Source organism: Ectopseudomonas composti (assembly GCF_900115475.1).
Classification (GTDB): domain Bacteria; phylum Pseudomonadota; class Gammaproteobacteria; order Pseudomonadales; family Pseudomonadaceae; genus Aquipseudomonas; species Aquipseudomonas composti.
This window is the reverse complement of sequence record NZ_FOWP01000015.1, coordinates 97,292-113,738: the sequence shown is the minus strand read 5'-3', so window position 1 is coordinate 113,738 and position 16,447 is coordinate 97,292. Positions and strand designations below refer to the sequence as shown.

Genomic DNA, 16,447 nt, shown 5'->3' with positions numbered 1-16,447 from the left:
TCAAAACCTGCGGGTGCCGCGCCCCCTACCCCAGGCCGCAAAGCGCCTTGAGTTTTTCGGTATCCAGGTGCAATTCCACCTGGTCGGCCAGGCGCTCGATATCGCGCTCGCGCAGCGCCTGGTAATCCACTGCCTGCACCTCATGCAGCCCAGCCCAGCGCAATAGTGCGGCGAATGCCGACGGTTGCTCGAACAGACCATGCAGGTAGGTGCCGAGCACCTGACCATCGGCGCTGAGGCCGCCGTCGCTGCGCCCGTCATCGAGCTGCACGGCACCATTGAGGCCAGGCCCACGACTGACACCGGCATGAATCTCGTAGCCGCTGACCTGCGCCTGCTCCATGCACAGCCGGCCACGTACGTTGCGCAACTGTTTTTCCGGCTCCAACTGCGTCTCGAAATCCAGCAGGCCGAGACCCTCGCTGCTGCCAGCAGCCCCCTCCAAGCCATGCGGGTCATGAATCTGCCTGCCCAGCATCTGCAGGCCACCACAAATACCCAGCAGCTTGCCGCCGTAACGCAGGTGGCGGGCAATGGCCACATCCCAGCCCTGCTCGCGCAGACGCGCGAGATCGGCACGCACGCTCTTGGAGCCTGGCAGGACGATCAAGTCAGCCGGCGGGATGACCTGGCCAGGCCCGACGAAGGTCAGCTGCACCTGCGGGTGCAGGCGCAGTGGGTCGAAATCGGTGTGGTTGCTGATGCGCGGCAGCACCGGCACCACCACGCGCAAGGCCTGCTCGTCCTTGACCTGCTGCCGGGTATCGACGGCATCCTCGGCCTCCAGATGGAAATCCATCAGGTATGGCAGCACACCGAGCACGGGCTTGCCGGTGCGCTGCTCGAGCCAGTCCAGCCCCGGCTTGAGCAAGGCAATGTCACCGCGAAAACGATTGATCACGAACCCCTGGATACGCGCCTGCTCGCTCGGGCTGAGCAGCTCCAGGGTGCCGACCAGATGGGCGAACACGCCGCCCTTGTCGATATCGGCGATCAGGATCACTGGGCAATCCACCGCCTCGGCAAAGCCCATGTTGGCGATGTCACCGGCGCGCAGGTTGATCTCGGCCGGCGATCCAGCCCCCTCGACCAGCACCAGCTCGTAACGCGCCAACAAACGCGCATGGGATTCCAGCACCGCCGCCATGGCCACCGGTTTGTAGCCGTGATAGGTCAGCGCCTGCATGTTGCCGATGGCGCGGCCGTGGATAATCACCTGGGCGCCCATGTCGCTATTGGGCTTGAGCAGCACCGGGTTCATGTCGGTATGCGGCTCCAGCCCAGCGGCCTGTGCCTGCACCGCCTGCGCCCGGCCGATCTCGCCGCCGTCGGCGGTCACCGCGGAATTGAGCGCCATGTTCTGCGCTTTGAACGGCACCACGGAAACACCCTGGCGCCGCGCCCAGCGGCACAGCGCCGTCACCAGTGTGCTTTTGCCGGCGTCGGACGTGGTGCCCTGCACCATCAAAGTGGCCATCAGGGCGTTTCCTCGAGACTCGCCAGTATCGGTGCACATTCCAGCAGGCCCTGCTCCAGCCGCAACCAGCCACATTCGTCCGCCGGCAGGCCAAAGCGCAGGCTGTCCAGCTCGGCGAACAGGCGCACCAGAATGCCGCGCCGCGCCAGCAGCTCGGCGCAGGGTACGGCGCGACGGGTGCAACAGAACTGGAACAGCGACGAGCCACCAGTCGACGGCAAGCCACAATCACGCAGCAGCGCCGTCAGACGCTCGCCGTCGGCCAGCAGGCGTTCACGCTGGCGGCGCTGCCCCTCACCATCGACCAGCAGGTCGAGCGCCACGCTGCGCGCGGGGCCGCTGACGGCCCAGGGGCCGAGCAGTGCTTCCAGTTCATCCAGCAGCGCCTGGGCGGCCAGGACGAAGCCCAGACGCAAGCCGGCCAGGCCGAAGAACTTGCCGAACGAGCGCAGCACGATCAGCCCCGGCATGTCGCTGTAGGCGGCCAGGCTGTGCTCCGGCGTGCAATCCATGAAGGCTTCGTCGATCACCAGCCAGCCGCCGCGCTCGGCCAGTTCGTCATGCCAGTCGAGCAGGCGCGACGGCTCGATCAGGCGGCCGGTCGGATTGTTCGGGTTGACCACCAGCAGCACATCCAACTGCGGCAAGGCACGATGCACCGAACCTTCGCTGAGCCTGGTGACGCGATGGCCTTCGCGACGCCAGGCGGCGGCATGCTCGGCGTAGGTCGGCGTGATGATGCCCACGCTGGCGTTGCGACGCAGACGCGGCAAGGCCTGGATCGCCGCCTGCGAGCCGGCGACCGGCAGCAGGTTGACGGCGCCGTAATAATCGCGCGCGGCCTGCTCCAGGCCGTCATCCACTTCAGGCAGGCGCGCCCAGGCAGAGCCGGGCACGGCCGGCAGATCCCAGCCGTAGGGCGCGACACCAGTAGACAGATCCAGCCAGTCTTCCAGGGGGATGCCGTAGCGCTGCGCAGCGGCGCGCAGTCGACCTCCATGCTCAAGCAACCCATACCTCCCACAGCGTCAAAATCAACAGCCACAAGCCCACGCCAGCGACGACCCGATTCATCGCCCGCTCGATATCTCGCGCACGCGGCGCAGGGCCTTCGCCCAGTTGCGGGCGCTCATGCAGCTCGCCGTGATACTCCGCCGCGCCGCCCAGGCTCACGCCCAGGCTGCCGGCGCCAGACGCCATCACCGGGCCAGCATTGGGACTGTCCCACAGCGGCGCCTGCTTGCGCCAGCACCTAAGCGCCAGGGCGGTATGCCCAAGCAGTGCGTAAGTCAGTGCCACCAGGCGCGCCGGGATGTAATTGAGCAGGTCATCGATCTTCGCCGCGGCCCAGCCAAAACGCTCGAAGCGTTCGTTGCGATAACCCCACATGGCGTCGAGGGTATTGCTCAGGCGATAAAGGACCACGCCCGGCGCACCGGCGACGATGAACCAGAACAAGGCGGCGAACACCGCATCGGAACCGTTCTCCAACACCGACTCGGTGCCGGCGCGGGCCACACCCGTGGCGTCGAGTTCGGCGGTGTTGCGACTGACCATCCAGCCGACGCGCTCGCGTGCCAGCGCCAGGTCGCCCAGGCGCAACGCCTGCGCCACCGGTTGCGCATGCTCGTACAGGCTGCGCAGACCGAGGGCGAAGTACAGGGCGAAGATCTCCACCGCCCAGCTCAGCGAGCTGACCTGCATCAGCAGCCAGGTGATAACGGTCAACGGCAGCACCGCCAGGCACCAGGCCGTCACACCATGACTGCGCCAGCCACCGCCCGCCGGATTGAAGCGCTGCTCCAGGCGTTCGGCCAGGCGACCGAAGGCCACCAGCGGGTGCGCGCGACGCGGCTCGCCCAGCACGGCGTCCAGCGCCACACCGGCGCAGGTGATCAGCGCCAGGTTCATCGTTCAGTCACCCCGGACTCCCCATTGGTTCTCGAATAGCAACTCAGCCAGCGGTCGGGGCGTAGCCCAGCCCTCTTCTACCAGCATCGGTTTCTCGTAAAAGGCATGCACCGGCCCCAGGCACAGCAACGCCACTGGTTTGCTACCGGCAGGCATGCCCAGCAGCTCGGCCAGTGCTTCGGGGTCGAACAACGACACCCAACCAAGCCCCAGCCCTTCGGCTCGCGCAGCCAGCCACAGATTCTGAATGGCGCAGGCCACCGAGGCCATATCCATTTCCGGCAAGGTGCGTCGCCCGAAGACATGCGCTTCACGCCCCTCCATCAGCGCCACCGCCAACAGCTCGGCGCAGTCGCGAATGCCCTCGACCTTGAGCCGCATGAATTCATCCGCACGCTCACCCAGGGCTTCGGCGGTGCGTACGCGCTCTGCCTCCACCAACGAATGGGCCGCCTCACGCAATTGCGGATCGCTGACACGCAGGAAGCGCCAGGGCTGCATCAGGCCGACGCTGGGCGCGTGGTGCGCCGCTTCGAGCAAGCGCGCCAGCACCTCGGGCGGCACCTGGCCGCCAGCGAAGTGACGCATGTCCCGGCGCTCGGCAATGGCGCGGTATACCGCCGCGCGCTCCTCGGAACTGAAGGCGTGCTCGCTCATGGACGCAGCAGCGCGGCAGCCGCCGCCGGGTTGGAAGGCAGGTAGAAATGGATATAGCTGGCGGTGAGGCGACCCAGGCGATACACCGCCTCGGCCACCGGTTTGCCGTTCGGGCAGCGGCCGAGCGTCAGTGGCTGCAGCGGGCTGTCCAGTCGCGAGTGATGGTAACTGTGGCCACGCAGCTCGCCTTCCGGCAACGTCACTTCCTGCAGGGCCAGCGCCGTCAGGCGGGGCTGCAGCGCCGCACTGCCGCTGAGCAGGCCCAGCATGCGGCCACTGCCGCCCTGTTTGTCGCGCAACTCATCGAGCAGATAAAGCATGCCGCCACACTCGGCCAGCAGCGGCTTGCCAGCCTGGTGATGGGCGCGAATCGCGGCGGCCATGGCCTGATTGCCCTCCAGATCGGACAGGTACAGCTCAGGGTAACCGCCAGGCAGGTACAGGCTGTCCACCTCGGGCAAGGCGTTGTCGTTCAATGGCGAGAAGAAATGCAGTTCGGCGCCAAGCGCCTGCAGCAGGTCGAGATTGGCCTGATAAAGGAAGGCGAACGCCGCATCCCGCGCCACACCGATCCGCACGCCTTTGAGCAAGGGCACAGATTCATCGATCTGCGGCACGGCGAAACTCACCGCTGGCGGCAGGTCGACATCGGCACTGGCCACCAGCGCATCGGCAGCCGCGTCCAGGCGCGCATCCAGATCCGCCAATTCGGCCGCCTGCACCAAACCCAGGTGCCGACTCGGCAACTCGACCGCGGCGCTGCGCGGCAAGGCGCCGAACCAGCGGATACTCGGCGGCAAGGCATCACGCAGGATGTCGCCATGCCGTGTACTGGCGACGCGGTTGCCGAGCACCCCGGCAAACGGCAGGTCCGGCTGGAAGGTGGCCAGGCCATGGGCCAACGCACCAAAGGTCTGGGCCATGGCCGCACCGTCGATCACCGCCAGCACCGGCACGTTGAAGTGGCGGGCCAGATCGGCCGCTGATGGCTTGCCGTCGAACAAGCCCATCACCCCTTCGATCAGGATCAGATCCGCCTCGCCAGCGGCCTGCCATAGCAGGCGACGGCTCTCTGCCTCGCCAACCATGGCCAGGTCGAGCTGATACACCGGTGCACCGCTGGCGCGGGCGTGGATCATCGGATCGAGAAAATCCGGCCCGCACTTGAATACCCGCACCCGCCGCCCCTGACGCGTATGCAGGCGCGCCAGTGCAGCGGTGACGGTGGTCTTGCCCTGACCGGAGGCCGGCGCAGCGATCAGCAGCGCCGGACAGTGACGTACGTCCATCAGAATTCGATGCCCTTCTGCGCCTTCACCCCGGACTTGAACGCATGCTTGACCAGGCTCATCTCGGTGACCGTATCGGCGGCCTCGATCATTCCCGGCAAGGCGCCACGGCCAGTCACCACCACGTGCTGCAACAACGGCCGAGCCTCGATATCGGCCAGCACCGCGTCCAGTTCGAGGTAGCCATGCTTGAGGGCGATGTTCAGCTCATCCAGCACCACCAGGCCGACGGACTCGTCGCTGAGCAGACGCTGGGCCACTGCCCAGGCTTCCTGCGCCTTGGCGATGTCGCGCTGGCGATCCTGAGTTTCCCAGGTAAAGCCCTCGCCCATCACGTGGTAGCTGACTTCCTCGGGAAAGCGGCGGAAGAAGGTTTCCTCGCCGGTGCTGGCCGCGCCTTTGATGAACTGCACCACGCCCACCTTGAGGCCATGACCGAGGGCGCGCGCGACCATGCCGAAAGCGCTGCTGCTCTTGCCCTTGCCATTACCGCTGTGCACCAGCAGCAGGCCGTATTCATCCTGGGCCTGGGCAATCTTCTCGTCGATCAGGGCTTTCTTGCGCTGCATGCGCGCCTTGTGGCGAACATCGCGTTCAGTGGACTCGCTCATACTGTGCTCCTGTACATCAGGCACCCGCGTCGGCTGTTGGTAAACAGTACGAGCAGCAATGAGGAAGCAGGTCATGATGATCCGCACGTCCTCACCCAGGCGCCAAAGGCTGGTCAGGCGAGCGGAAGACAGAAAACACGAACGCCCCGGTAAACCGGAGCGTCGGCCGGACAACGCCCTCCGCGATGCCGTGAAACTGCGACAGGCCGGTCTCCGGGCTCGTGAGCGAACCCAAAGGTTCGACGCTGCGCCTTCCCGTGCAGTGCACAGTGGCTTTGCAGACTGCGTGAAAACTACTGCGCTCGGCCATCGGCGTTAAAAACAGTCTCAAAATGCTCATTTACAGTACGTAAACTCCGCTTTTTCGCCTGTTGCGGGGGCGCCTAGCCCTTGCCTGACCTTCGCTCGCTACGTTTTCACACGATCTGCTTGAGCAGCGTTTGACTCACCTACCGTTGCGGGGGCAGCGCCGGCATTCGAACCGGCTTCCCTGTTTCACCCCTCGACCGCCATTCACGGCAACTCGGGGCACCTGAAGCAAGGCGCGCAGGGTAGAGGCTGGCAGCCATGCCCGTCAACGCCGGAACCGCTCAATGCCTGGGCGTGAATCCCGGAGGTTTGCTCGCCAGCCACTCGACGAACGTACGCAAGCGCTCATCCCCCAACAACGCATCGCGACTGTTGTAGGTCAGTGCCAACTCCTTTTCGCTGAATAGACGGTGAATCTGGTTGTGACAGGCGCGACAGACCCAAAGCGTGGCAGTGATGCGCTGATGACGAACGAAGCGCTTCTGCACGTAAGCTTTGTCGTGCAGTGCTTTGGGAATCAGATGGTGACGCGTCAACGCAACCGGCCGTGCGCACAACTCGCAGACCTCAGGCTGAGGCGGCAGGCGAATGGGTTCGGCCATGGCTGATCAGGGATTACGAGCGAGCTCTGGGGTAATGACCCGCTTGGCATCGAGGTAGACACGCTGCCAGTAGACGTTATCGAGACTGTCCAGGCGCACCGTGCCGCCACTGGAGGGCGCATGGACGAAACGCCCCTCACCGACATAGATGCCAGCATGGCTGACGGCGCGCCCACCATTAGTGGCGAAGAACACTAGGTCACCGCTTTGCAGGGCATCACGTCGGATATCCGGGGTACGCATCGCACGCAGCTCACGGGTCGAACGCGGCAGGCTGATGCCGGCAGCATCGCGATACACGTAGCCGATCAGGCCGCTGCAATCGAAGCCGCCTTCCGGGGTATTGCCCCCGTAGCGATAGGGCGTACCGACCAGCCCCAGCGCACGGAACAGCACATCTTCAGCACCACCTTGATAAGCGGAAGAAGAGACCGGAGGGATATAGATGGGCTGAGGGGAAGGAGCACGACTGCTACAAGCACTCAGTAGCAGCACGAAAGAAATGAGGGCAACACGGGTCGTGACGGGCATAAGCGAGGCGATCCAGAGCCTGAATGCGCTCTACTCTGCCGATTCACGACGAACGGCGCAACCCTCAGCACCCGTTCAAGGCCTACCGAGACAGCTCTTGAACAGGTTTTTCGGTTACGCCGTGTGCATCAGTTATGACGTTTGACAGCGACCTGATCTTCGACCGGCGCCAGAGCCAGGACACGCTTGGCCTGCAGGTAACTGCGGTTCCAGTAGCTGTCGTCCAGGCTGTCGATGCGCACGCCACCGCTACGGCTGCTGCTGGAATGGATGAACTGGTCATCGCCCAAGTAGATGCCGGCGTGACTGACGCGACCGCGACCACGATCGTTGAACAGGATCAGGTCACCTGGTTCCAGGTCGGCGCGTGCCACCTTGGGTGCATCCAGGTTGATCAGCTCGCGAGTGGAACGCGGCAGTTCGAGGCCTACTTCTTCGCGAAACAGGTAACCGACGAAGCCGCTGCAATCGAAACCGGACTGCACCGACGTGCCGCCATAACGATAGCGAGTACCGATCAGCGAACGCCCGAGGTCGAGCAGGCTGTCGGCCAGCTGAGGCATTTCGTAGGGTTTGTCGTCGATCAGCGCGGTGATTTCATCATCGGCAGGCTCAACCTGCTGAGAGAGCGGACGAGCAACTGGCTCGACCGTGGCTTCGCTGATCTGCGGTTGCGGCGAGTGGCCGGCGCAGGCAGCGAGAAAGGCTGTGAGTGCAAGAGGCACGAGGGGTGCGAAGCGTTTTAGCATGGGCACGACCGTGTCGGTAGAATTTACAAGCTGCCGACTATGCCCGCTATAACGTTCATTTGCAAATTCTATCGTTAGAAATGTGACCCAGTAGTTTCGCCGCGCCATCTAAAGCGCCCGACCATCTTCATGGCCGGGCTTGCGGGAAGCTAGCCGAGAATCTCGCTGAGCGGGATAAAACGCAGCATATCCCCTTCGGCCAGCGTACTGCCTTCCATGACCTCGGCCAGCCCTTCGGCCCAGGCGGCGCTGCGCAGCACGCCTGAACTCTGGTTGGCATAAGGCACCACGCGCCCCTGCTCCAACCGAGCCCGCAGGTACTCGCGGCGCATGCCCGGCTTGACCCAGATAAAACCTGCCGGCACCGCGAAACCCAGTGGCTCGACACGCTGAACACCCAGGCGACGCAACATATAAGGGCGCGCCAGGAGGCCGAAGGTAACCAATGTCGACGCCGGGTTGCCCGGCAAACCAATGACCGGAACACCCTGGTAATGACCGAAGGTCAGTGGTTTGCCCGGCTTGATCGCCAGCTTCCACAGGGCCAGTTCACCGGCCTCACGCAGGGCCATGCCGAGAAAATCCGCCTCGCCGACCGACACACCGCCCGTGGAGAGGATCAGATCGACTTCGCCCAAAGCACCCAACGCGTCGCGAGTGCGCTGCAAATCATCGGGTAGTATCCCCGCATCCACCACGCTGCAGCCCAGTCGCTGCAACCAGGCGATCAGCAGGCGTCGATTGCTGTTGTAGATCTGCCCCGGGCCAAGCGCCTGCCCCGGCTCCACCAACTCATCGCCGGTGGACAGCACGGCAACGCGCAGGCGCCTACGTACCGACAGTTGCGCTGCGCCCAAAGACGCCGCCAGCCCCAGCTCGATAGGCCCAAGACGCGTACCGGCCGGCAGTACACAATCGCCGATGCGGGTTTCCTGGCCTTGATCACGCACGTTCTGCCCGACTTTCAGCGGTTCACGGAAATGCACGCGCCCCGTTTCATCCAGCTCGGCGTTCTCCTGCATCTCGACGGTATCAGCACCTGCCGGCAGCGGCGCACCGGTGAAGATGCGTGCGCAGGTTCCTGGCTCCAGTGGCAAAGGCGCACTACCGGCCTGGATACGCTGACTGACCGGCAACGCCTGGCCCGTCCAATCGACCAGGCGCAGGGCGTAGCCATCCATCGCGCTGTTAGCCCAGGGCGGTAGATCCAGCGCTGCAATCAGCGGTTCGGCCAGCACCCGCCCGTCTGCATCGGCCAGTGCAACCTGCTCGACCTGTTCGATGGGTGCAGCCTCTGCCAGTGCCAGCAGCCGCTCCAGCGCTGCCTCCATGGGCATCAGACCGGGGTGATCGCAACCACTCATCCGCGGGTCTCGCAAGCGCCCACCTGTTTAAGGTGCGGCACGAAGTTGCAGGGCCGATGCCGTGCATCCAGCTGCTCACCGAGAATGCCGTCCCAAGCGGTGCGGCAAGCATTGGTCGAGCCCGGCAGGCAACACACCAGTGTGCCATTGGCCAACCCCGCCAGTGCGCGTGACTGGATAGTGGAGGTGCCGATATCCGCCACGGAAATCTGCCGGAACAGCTCACCGAAACCATCGACCTGCTTGTCCAGCAGGCAGGTGACCGCTTCTGGCGTACTGTCGCGCCCGGTGAAACCGGTGCCGCCGGTAATGACAACAACCTGCACCTGATCCTCGGCGATCCAGGTCGCCACCTGGGCGCGAATCTTGTACAGGTCGTCCTTGAGCAAAACCCGTGCGGCCAGCTGGTGACCAGCACCGGTCAGGCGATCGACCAGCAGCTGCCCCGAGGTATCGGTCTCCACTGTGCGGGTATCGCTGACGGTCAACACGGCAATATTCAGCGGCACGAAAACCGCATCGGCCTTGTGGTTCATGGCAGGCATCCAATTGGGAGAGAATGGGCGCTGTTATATCACACCGCCTGTTTTCGGAGACTGCCCGCATGCCCGCATCCAACGCCCTCCCCACCTGCTCGGTACTGCTTCTTTCAGGCGGCCGCGGCCAGCGCATGGGCGGACGTGACAAGGGTTTGCTGGATTGGCGTGGCCGCCCGCTGATCGCCTGGCTGCATGATCTGACCCGCCCGCTGAGCGATGATATGATCATCTCCTGCAACCGCAACCATCAGCGCTACGCGCCCTATGCCGACCAGTTGGTTGCCGACGAGGATCATGATTTTCAGGGACCACTGGCGGGTATTCGGGCCGGCATGGCCGCGGCGCGCCACGAACAGATGCTGGTATTGCCCTGTGACGCCCCGCTGGTCGACCGCGCACTGATCGAGTCACTTCTGGCGCAATCCGGCACCCACCCGGTGGTGATTCGCCAGGGTAACTACTGGCAACCGCTGTTCTGCCTGCTGCCAACAGGACTGAAGGATGACCTGGAGCGCGCCTGGCAATCCGGAGAGCGTAGCCCGCAGCGCTGGTTCGGTAAATTGGCGCCCATCGCCGTCGACTGCGCCCTGGACGACGCCCGCCTAGCCAACCTCAACACGCCGGAAACCTTGGCAGGTAACGCCTCCTCTTGCTGAAACGCGCTGCACTCAACGGAACTCATACGACAGTTTTACGTCATAGCGAGGGTATAGCACCCCTTTTGCACTCAAGGAGACAGACCATGAACCAACGGATCATCCCCGCCCTGCTTATGACGATCGGCTTCGCTGTACTGGCCGGCTGCTCCTCGCCGTCGGTAATCACGCTGAATGACGGGCGTGAGATCCAGACCGTGGACAAGCCCAAGTTCGATGAAGATTCCGGCTTCTATGAATTCGAGCAACTCGACGGCAAACGCGCCACGATCAACAAGGATCAGGTGCAAACTGTCAAGGAGCTCTGAGCACGGTGCGCGAGACGCTACTGAAGGACGCCGAGAACTCATACCGGCTGCCGACTGGATGCTCAGCCCGAAGATTTTTCCGGCTAACCCCTTGTGCGGTAAAAGTTTTTCAGTAGAATACGCGTCATTCGGAGTGTAGCGCAGCTTGGTAGCGCGTCTCGTTCGGGACGAGAAGGTCGCAGGTTCGAATCCTGTCTCTCCGACCAAATCTAAAACCCGCCTTGATCGGCGGGTTTTTTATTCCCTGCAATTTGTTGGTGCCACCCTTTTTCAACTCAGAAAGGCCACCACTTGCTCGGCATCGAATGGCCAGTTCAGCTCGTTACCTGTATCGCAGCGGCGTAGCACCGGAATACGCAAGCCGTACTGCTCGACCATTCCCTCATGCTCAACAATGTCGATCAGCTCGACCAGCAGGCCATTCTCGACGAACGGCATGAGTAACGCTTCCGCCACCTCGCAGAGATGGCAACCCAGGGTTCCGAAAAGTTGGCATTCAGGCGTCATTAGCGCACCTCACTATCAGCAAGGTGCGCAGTTTAGCATCGGCGTCGATCAGCTCGCGTCAGCGCCCTTGCCCGTCTGACCAGCGAGCAACGACTGCAGGCCGTCGAGCAGACTGCGGTTGAGATTGTCGGCCTTCTCCAGACGCGGTTGGTCGAAACGCTCATCGAGCGAGAAGCCGCCCTTGAGCAACTCTTTGAGCATGCCGCCGGCATCCTGGGCCAGATCACCGGCACTGCGCAGCGCATCGAGCAGACCCTGGGCATATTCCTGCAGACCACTGTTGACCGCGCTGGCGCCCTGTCCGGCCACCGCGCCATAGGCATCGGTGGCCTGACGCACACTGGTCTGAGTCAGGCGCAGCGACATCGATGCCAATTGCTCACCATCCATGTCCAGCGCCATGGCGCGGTCGAAAGCACCGGCCAGATCACCGGCGTAGAACGTGTCGGAGAGATCCTGCACCTGGCTGAACAACTTCTCCAGCGCCTTGATCTCGTCATCATCCAACTCACCCTCGACATCCACCTGCCAACCACCGATCTGCATGCGGCCGGACTGGCTACTGCCTACCACGCTGGTGGATTTACCGTCGCTGGACGCAGCAAAGCTGCTTTGCGACCAACTGGCCGAAGCCTGCGCCACGGAGATACGCAGACGGTCGCCATCGCGGGTGGTAACGGACAGGTCGAAGGTTTCCGCCAGGGCACTGAAACGCTCGCTGTAACCCGCCACTGCCACCTTGTCCGACGCGCCCGGAGCGGCGCTGCCGAAGCGCTTGTCGAGATCGCCGAAGCCATCCTGAATACGCTTGTAGGTGTCATCGATATCACCGGCTACCTGTCCCTTCAGCACACCCATGCCATCGAGTATCTTGCGCGCCTCGGCGAAGCCTTTCTCCACACCATCACGCGCCTGGGACAGCAGCTTGTCCAGCTTGGCTGGATCCGCACCGGCAGCAGCCTCGCTCTGCAAGCGCTGCTCGATGAACCCCAGAATCCGCCCTGCCACTTTTTCCGGGGTGTAGTCATCGCGCGACCCGGACAACGAGCCCGGCGGTACGCCCAACTTCTCGGCAAGACGATTGGCCAAAGTGGCCTGTGCGTCGGCGGCATTGCCGCGCGCGGCCATGGACTGGCTGGCTTGCGCAGTGCGGGAAGCGGCGGAGTTGAGTGAGCTCAGAGGATTCATGGCTGGGTACCTGAATAGGTTATCTGCCGAACTTAGCGGCCGTCCGAGGGAGAGCTTTAGCCTTTATCGACCAACGGTTACCAAGTTTTCTCTGTTTCGTTGCCATCGAACGGATCTTTCCCGATGGACGGGCAAGCCGAGAAAAGCCCTGTCAACCACGAGATAGGGCCCACGCGTCTCAATACCGCCGCTCCGCGCAAAGCCCCGCCAGACTAAAGTCTTACAGTCGATTCGCAGGCGAAATGCTTTATTTCATCGCGCCGTAACTGGCCGGTCACTTCGTGGCCGACCTGCTTATAACAACGAGGAGACAACAATAATGAGTAAGACTCCCCTCGCCCGCGCCGTGGCCCTCGCCACGCTGGGCGCCAGCCTGACCCTGCCGAGCCTGGCACAGGCTGACTTCATCGGCGACAGCAAAGCGACTCTGGAACTGCGCAACTTCTATATGAATCGGGACCTGCGCGACACGACTGCTGCACAGCAGTCCAAGCGCGAAGAATGGGCACAAGGCTTCATCCTCAAGGCCGAGTCCGGCTTTACCGAGGGCACCGTCGGTTTTGGTCTGGACGCCTATGCGGGCCTCGGTCTGAAGCTCGATTCTTCTGACGAGCGCGCCGGCACCGGCCTGCTACCCAATAGTTTCGGCAATGAGGGGCCGGACGAATATTCCGAGCTCAGCGGTGCGGTCAAGGCACGCATTTCCAAAACCGTCGGCAAGGTCGGCGGCCTGATGCCCAAGCTACCCATCGTCTCTTCTGGCGACTCACGCCTGCTGCCACAGGTTTTCACCGGGGGCATGATCACCTCGCAGGAAATCGACGGACTGACCCTCAACGGCGGTCAACTGCGTGAGGTCAACCAACGCGCCTCCACCGACCGGGTCGATATCACGGCAACCAACGTGGGTGGCGAGAGCGACCGCTACAACTTCGCTGGCGGCGACTACAAGTTCAACGGCGGCAACACCACCGTTGGCGTGTGGTACGGCGAGCTGGAGGATATCTACGATCAGAAGCTGTACAACCTGATCCATGTACAGCCGATCGGTGACTGGAAGCTGGGCGCCAACCTGGCCTACTTCGACTCCCAGGACAACGGCCGCAAACTCGGCGGCAAGCTGGATAACGACCTGACCTCGGTCAACCTCTGGGCCGGTATCGGTGCGCACACCTTCCGCGTGGGTTACCAGAAAGTCGGTGGCGATAACGCCTTCCCCTTCCTGACCGAAACCGATCCCTATATCGTCAACTACATCCAGATTCTCGACTTCACCCGTAAGGACGAGAAATCCTGGCAGGCGCGCTACGACGTCAACTTCGCCAGCTACGGCATCCCGGGCCTGACCGCCTTCGTCCGCTACGTCACCGGCGACGGCTTCGACGGCGCAAGCGGAGCCAGCGGCAAGGAATGGGAACGCGACCTGGATATCAGCTACATCGTGCAGGAAGGCCCGCTGAAGAACCTCGGTGTGCGCTGGCGTAACGCGATGGTGCGCTCCAACGCGAGCATCGGTGACCTGGACGAAAACCGCCTGATCGTCAGCTACACCATTCCGCTGATGTAAGGCGCATCCGCGAAACCAAAGCGCCGCAACGCCTGTATCGGGTTGCGGCGTTTTTCGTTTCTATCGAAACTGGAAAAGCACGTGCAGCCTAAACCCTCCTCACCTAGAGAAACGCTCAAAAACTCTACACCGTCACTCCCGCGAAGGCGGGAGTCCAGGTGCTGCGGGGCTCTGGTTTCCCGCCCGCGCGGGAATGACGACTATTTCATCCCAGGCTGGCATGACCAACACGGAGGACGTCCTTGATGGACGACTACCAACCCCTGGCCTGCGATCTCTACGATTATCTGGAGATTGCCTGCATGCATCACTATCAGCTGGATATCGAACTGATCGACGGCACTCGCCTGCAAGGCAAGGCGCTGACCACCGAGACGATAGCGAGCCAGGGAGAATTTCTGCTGGTGCGTACAGCCGACGGCGAACAGCGCCTGCGCATGGATCGCCTGCTGGCGATCACCCCGCAGGATGCGGGCGCCAGCTTTGCTCGGGTGCTGTTGAGCGGCAGTCGCTGCTGAACGCGACGCACCTACGGGTGCGCCATGTATACCCGCCCATCGCGCTAATCTGCGGTGCGCGCAGCGCACCCTACGCGAACGTGCAGAAACGCTGCATTACCACATCAGATCATCAGGAATCTGGTAGGCCGCGTAAGGGTCGTCGGCATCCGGCTCTTCGACATGGGTATTGAGCAGGACGATGCGCGAAGCATCGCGCTCCTGAATCCTCAGCGCGGCCTCGCGCGGAATGATTTCGTACCCACCACCATGACGGACGATGGCCAGCCAGCCGTTGGAGAGCTTGTTGCGCACCATGGTGTTGACCGGCAGGCGCTTGACCTTCTTGTCGTCGACGAAATTGTAGTAATCCTCGCCGTCGAGCTTGGGCAGACGCGAGCGCTCAATCAGTTGCTTGATCTGCGCGGTGCGGGCTTTCTGCTCGGCTTTTTCCTGCTGCTGGCGATTGAGTTCCTGATCACGCGCCGTTTTTTCGGCCTGCGCCTGCATCGCGGCCTGGCGCGTGCTGTCGTCCAGCTCGGCTTGGCCCTTTTGCACCAGGCGTTTCTGCTTTTGCTGTTGCTTGCCAGCCTGCTTGGCCTGTTTTTCATTGACCAGGCCGGCTTTGAGCAGCTGGTCGCGCAGGGAAAGACCCATGACTTAAAGATCCCGAACATGATTCAGTTACAGCGGTGCCGAGCGCTCGGCGCCGCCAGTCGAAGGTGCCCAGCATAAGGGCTAAGCGGCCGCCGCTCCAGCCTGTAGGAGCGACCGGGCGGCGAACCGCTTCAGTCGCGAAAGGCGGACAGCAAAGGCTTCGCGGATAAATCGGAACGCCGCCGTGCCTATAGGGTTCAGCAGCCAGGCGCTTGTTTCTCCAGCTTCTTGGCTTCGCCCCACAGGGCGTCCAGCTCCTCCAACGAGCAACTGTCCATGTTGCGTCCCGCTTCACGCACGCTTTGCTCGATGAAGCGGAAACGCCGTTCGAACTTGCCGTTGGCCGCACGCAATGCCGCTTCCGGGTCGACCTTCAGGTGACGCGCCAGGTTGGTGACGACGAACAGCAGGTCGCCGATCTCCTCGGCCACCGCCTCGGCATCGTTCTCGCTCATGGCCTCGAGCACTTCGTCGAGCTCTTCGCGCACCTTGTCCACCACCGGCAGCGCCTCGGGCCAGTCGAAGCCAACCTGGGCGGCACGTTTTTGCAGCTTGGCCGCACGCGAAAGCGCCGGTAGCGCGCTCGGTACGTCATCGAGCAAAGAAAGCTGCTCGGGAGCGGCTGCCTTCTCGGCGCGCTCTTGCGCCTTGAGCTCTTCCCAGCGCTGTTTGACCGCGGCCTCTTCCAGCTTCGCCGCATCCGGGGCACCGTATAGATCGCCATCAGGAAACACATGCGGGTGGCGGCGAATCAGCTTGCTGGTGATGCCATCGACCACCCGGGCGAAGTCGAAACGCCCCTCCTCCTGCGCCAGTTGGCTGTAATAGACCACCTGGAACAGCAGGTCGCCGAGCTCGCCCGGCAGATGCTCGAAGTCGCCACGCTCGATGGCATCGGCAACCTCGTAAGCCTCTTCGAGGGTATAGGGCACGATGCTCGCGTAGCTTTGCTTCAGATCCCACGGGCAGCCGTGTTGCGGATCGCGCAAACGCGCCATCAGGTGCAGCAGGTCGTCGAGTCGGTACAT

Annotated in this window: 19 protein-coding genes, 1 tRNA gene and 1 riboswitch; of the genes, 5 read left to right on the top strand and 15 right to left on the bottom strand. The window is 63.1% G+C overall.

Annotation, left to right across the window (positions count from 1 at the left end; genetic code table 11):
- Positions 1 to 25 precede the first annotated feature (25 nt).
- The 11 genes from BM059_RS21965 to moaB form a co-directional block, all read right to left on the bottom strand.
- The gene (locus tag BM059_RS21965; protein WP_074941348.1) at positions 26 to 1,477 is read right to left on the bottom strand and encodes a cobyric acid synthase; all 1,452 of its coding nucleotides are present in this window, start codon (positions 1,475 to 1,477) and stop codon (positions 26 to 28) included.
- Complete coding sequence (cobD, locus tag BM059_RS21960; protein WP_074941347.1) at positions 1,477 to 2,487, bottom strand: threonine-phosphate decarboxylase CobD; 1,011 nt, start codon at positions 2,485 to 2,487, stop codon at positions 1,477 to 1,479. The genes BM059_RS21965 and cobD overlap by 1 nt, the downstream gene beginning before the upstream one ends.
- Entirely contained in the window at positions 2,480 to 3,388 is a 909-nt protein-coding gene (gene cbiB, locus BM059_RS21955) for an adenosylcobinamide-phosphate synthase CbiB (protein WP_074941346.1), read from the bottom strand. Before cbiB ends, cobD begins: the two co-directional genes overlap by 8 nt.
- 3 nt (positions 3,389 to 3,391) lie before the next feature.
- Positions 3,392 to 4,045, bottom strand: coding sequence for a 5,6-dimethylbenzimidazole synthase (gene bluB / locus BM059_RS21950; RefSeq protein ID WP_074941345.1), 654 nt, complete (start codon positions 4,043 to 4,045; stop codon positions 3,392 to 3,394).
- Positions 4,042 to 5,334 (bottom strand): cobyrinic acid a,c-diamide synthase CobB, encoded by a 1,293-nt coding sequence (locus tag BM059_RS21945; protein WP_074941344.1) that lies wholly within the window; start codon positions 5,332 to 5,334, stop codon positions 4,042 to 4,044. Before BM059_RS21945 ends, bluB begins: the two co-directional genes overlap by 4 nt.
- A complete protein-coding gene (gene cobO / locus BM059_RS21940) occupies positions 5,334 to 5,945 on the bottom strand; it encodes a cob(I)yrinic acid a,c-diamide adenosyltransferase (RefSeq protein ID WP_074941343.1) in 612 nt (203 codons plus the stop codon). The genes BM059_RS21945 and cobO overlap by 1 nt, the downstream gene beginning before the upstream one ends.
- A gap of 415 nt (positions 5,946 to 6,360) precedes the next feature.
- Positions 6,361 to 6,497: riboswitch (cobalamin riboswitch) on the bottom strand.
- Between the two features lie 38 nt (positions 6,498 to 6,535).
- Positions 6,536 to 6,856, bottom strand: a complete 321-nt coding sequence (locus BM059_RS21935) for a hypothetical protein (RefSeq protein ID WP_037002532.1) — start codon at positions 6,854 to 6,856, stop codon at positions 6,536 to 6,538.
- A 6-nt stretch (positions 6,857 to 6,862) separates the two neighbouring features.
- Positions 6,863 to 7,387: a C40 family peptidase gene (locus tag BM059_RS21930; protein WP_074941342.1), complete on the bottom strand. Its 525-nt coding sequence runs from the start codon at positions 7,385 to 7,387 to the stop codon at positions 6,863 to 6,865.
- 128 nt (positions 7,388 to 7,515) lie between these two features.
- Complete coding sequence (locus tag BM059_RS21925) at positions 7,516 to 8,136, bottom strand: C40 family peptidase (protein WP_074941341.1); 621 nt, start codon at positions 8,134 to 8,136, stop codon at positions 7,516 to 7,518.
- A 149-nt stretch (positions 8,137 to 8,285) separates the two neighbouring features.
- The gene (locus BM059_RS21920; RefSeq protein ID WP_074941340.1) at positions 8,286 to 9,500 is read right to left on the bottom strand and encodes a molybdopterin molybdotransferase MoeA; all 1,215 of its coding nucleotides are present in this window, start codon (positions 9,498 to 9,500) and stop codon (positions 8,286 to 8,288) included.
- Complete coding sequence (gene moaB, locus BM059_RS21915) at positions 9,497 to 10,036, bottom strand: molybdenum cofactor biosynthesis protein B (RefSeq protein ID WP_037002539.1); 540 nt, start codon at positions 10,034 to 10,036, stop codon at positions 9,497 to 9,499. Before moaB ends, BM059_RS21920 begins: the two co-directional genes overlap by 4 nt.
- Positions 10,037 to 10,104: 68 nt before the next feature.
- Here moaB and mobA point away from each other — a divergent pair, with 68 nt between their 5' ends.
- The 3 genes from mobA (at position 10,105) to BM059_RS21900 (ending at position 11,209) form a co-directional block, all read left to right on the top strand.
- Positions 10,105 to 10,695, top strand: a complete 591-nt coding sequence (mobA, locus tag BM059_RS21910; RefSeq protein WP_074941339.1) for a molybdenum cofactor guanylyltransferase MobA — start codon at positions 10,105 to 10,107, stop codon at positions 10,693 to 10,695.
- 86 nt (positions 10,696 to 10,781) lie between these two features.
- Complete coding sequence (locus tag BM059_RS21905) at positions 10,782 to 11,003, top strand: YgdI/YgdR family lipoprotein (protein ID WP_037002541.1); 222 nt, start codon at positions 10,782 to 10,784, stop codon at positions 11,001 to 11,003.
- A gap of 129 nt (positions 11,004 to 11,132) precedes the next feature.
- Positions 11,133 to 11,209 (top strand) — tRNA-Pro (locus tag BM059_RS21900).
- Between the two features lie 64 nt (positions 11,210 to 11,273).
- Here BM059_RS21900 and BM059_RS21895 read toward each other — a convergent pair.
- Together BM059_RS21895 and BM059_RS21890 are read right to left on the bottom strand one after the other, a co-directional pair.
- Positions 11,274 to 11,510 (bottom strand): glutaredoxin family protein, encoded by a 237-nt coding sequence (locus BM059_RS21895; RefSeq protein WP_074941338.1) that lies wholly within the window; start codon positions 11,508 to 11,510, stop codon positions 11,274 to 11,276.
- Positions 11,511 to 11,558: 48 nt separating this feature from the next.
- Positions 11,559 to 12,698, bottom strand: a complete 1,140-nt coding sequence (locus tag BM059_RS21890) for a DUF5610 domain-containing protein (protein WP_074941337.1) — start codon at positions 12,696 to 12,698, stop codon at positions 11,559 to 11,561.
- 319 nt (positions 12,699 to 13,017) lie between these two features.
- On the opposite strand from BM059_RS21890, the gene BM059_RS21885 reads away from it, so the two are divergent.
- Positions 13,018 to 14,265 carry an OprD family porin gene (locus tag BM059_RS21885; RefSeq protein WP_074941336.1) on the top strand — a complete coding sequence of 416 codons (1,248 nt, stop codon included), beginning with the start codon at positions 13,018 to 13,020 and terminating at the stop codon, positions 14,263 to 14,265.
- A gap of 245 nt (positions 14,266 to 14,510) precedes the next feature.
- Positions 14,511 to 14,783, top strand: coding sequence for a Rho-binding antiterminator (locus BM059_RS21880; RefSeq protein WP_037004085.1), 273 nt, complete (start codon positions 14,511 to 14,513; stop codon positions 14,781 to 14,783).
- Positions 14,784 to 14,879: 96 nt separating this feature from the next.
- Here BM059_RS21880 and BM059_RS21875 read toward each other — a convergent pair whose 3' ends face one another.
- Positions 14,880 to 15,419 (bottom strand): DUF2058 domain-containing protein, encoded by a 540-nt coding sequence (locus tag BM059_RS21875; RefSeq protein WP_074941335.1) that lies wholly within the window; start codon positions 15,417 to 15,419, stop codon positions 14,880 to 14,882.
- A 197-nt stretch (positions 15,420 to 15,616) separates the two neighbouring features.
- A complete protein-coding gene (gene mazG / locus BM059_RS21870) occupies positions 15,617 to 16,447 on the bottom strand; it encodes a nucleoside triphosphate pyrophosphohydrolase (RefSeq protein WP_074941334.1) in 831 nt (276 codons plus the stop codon).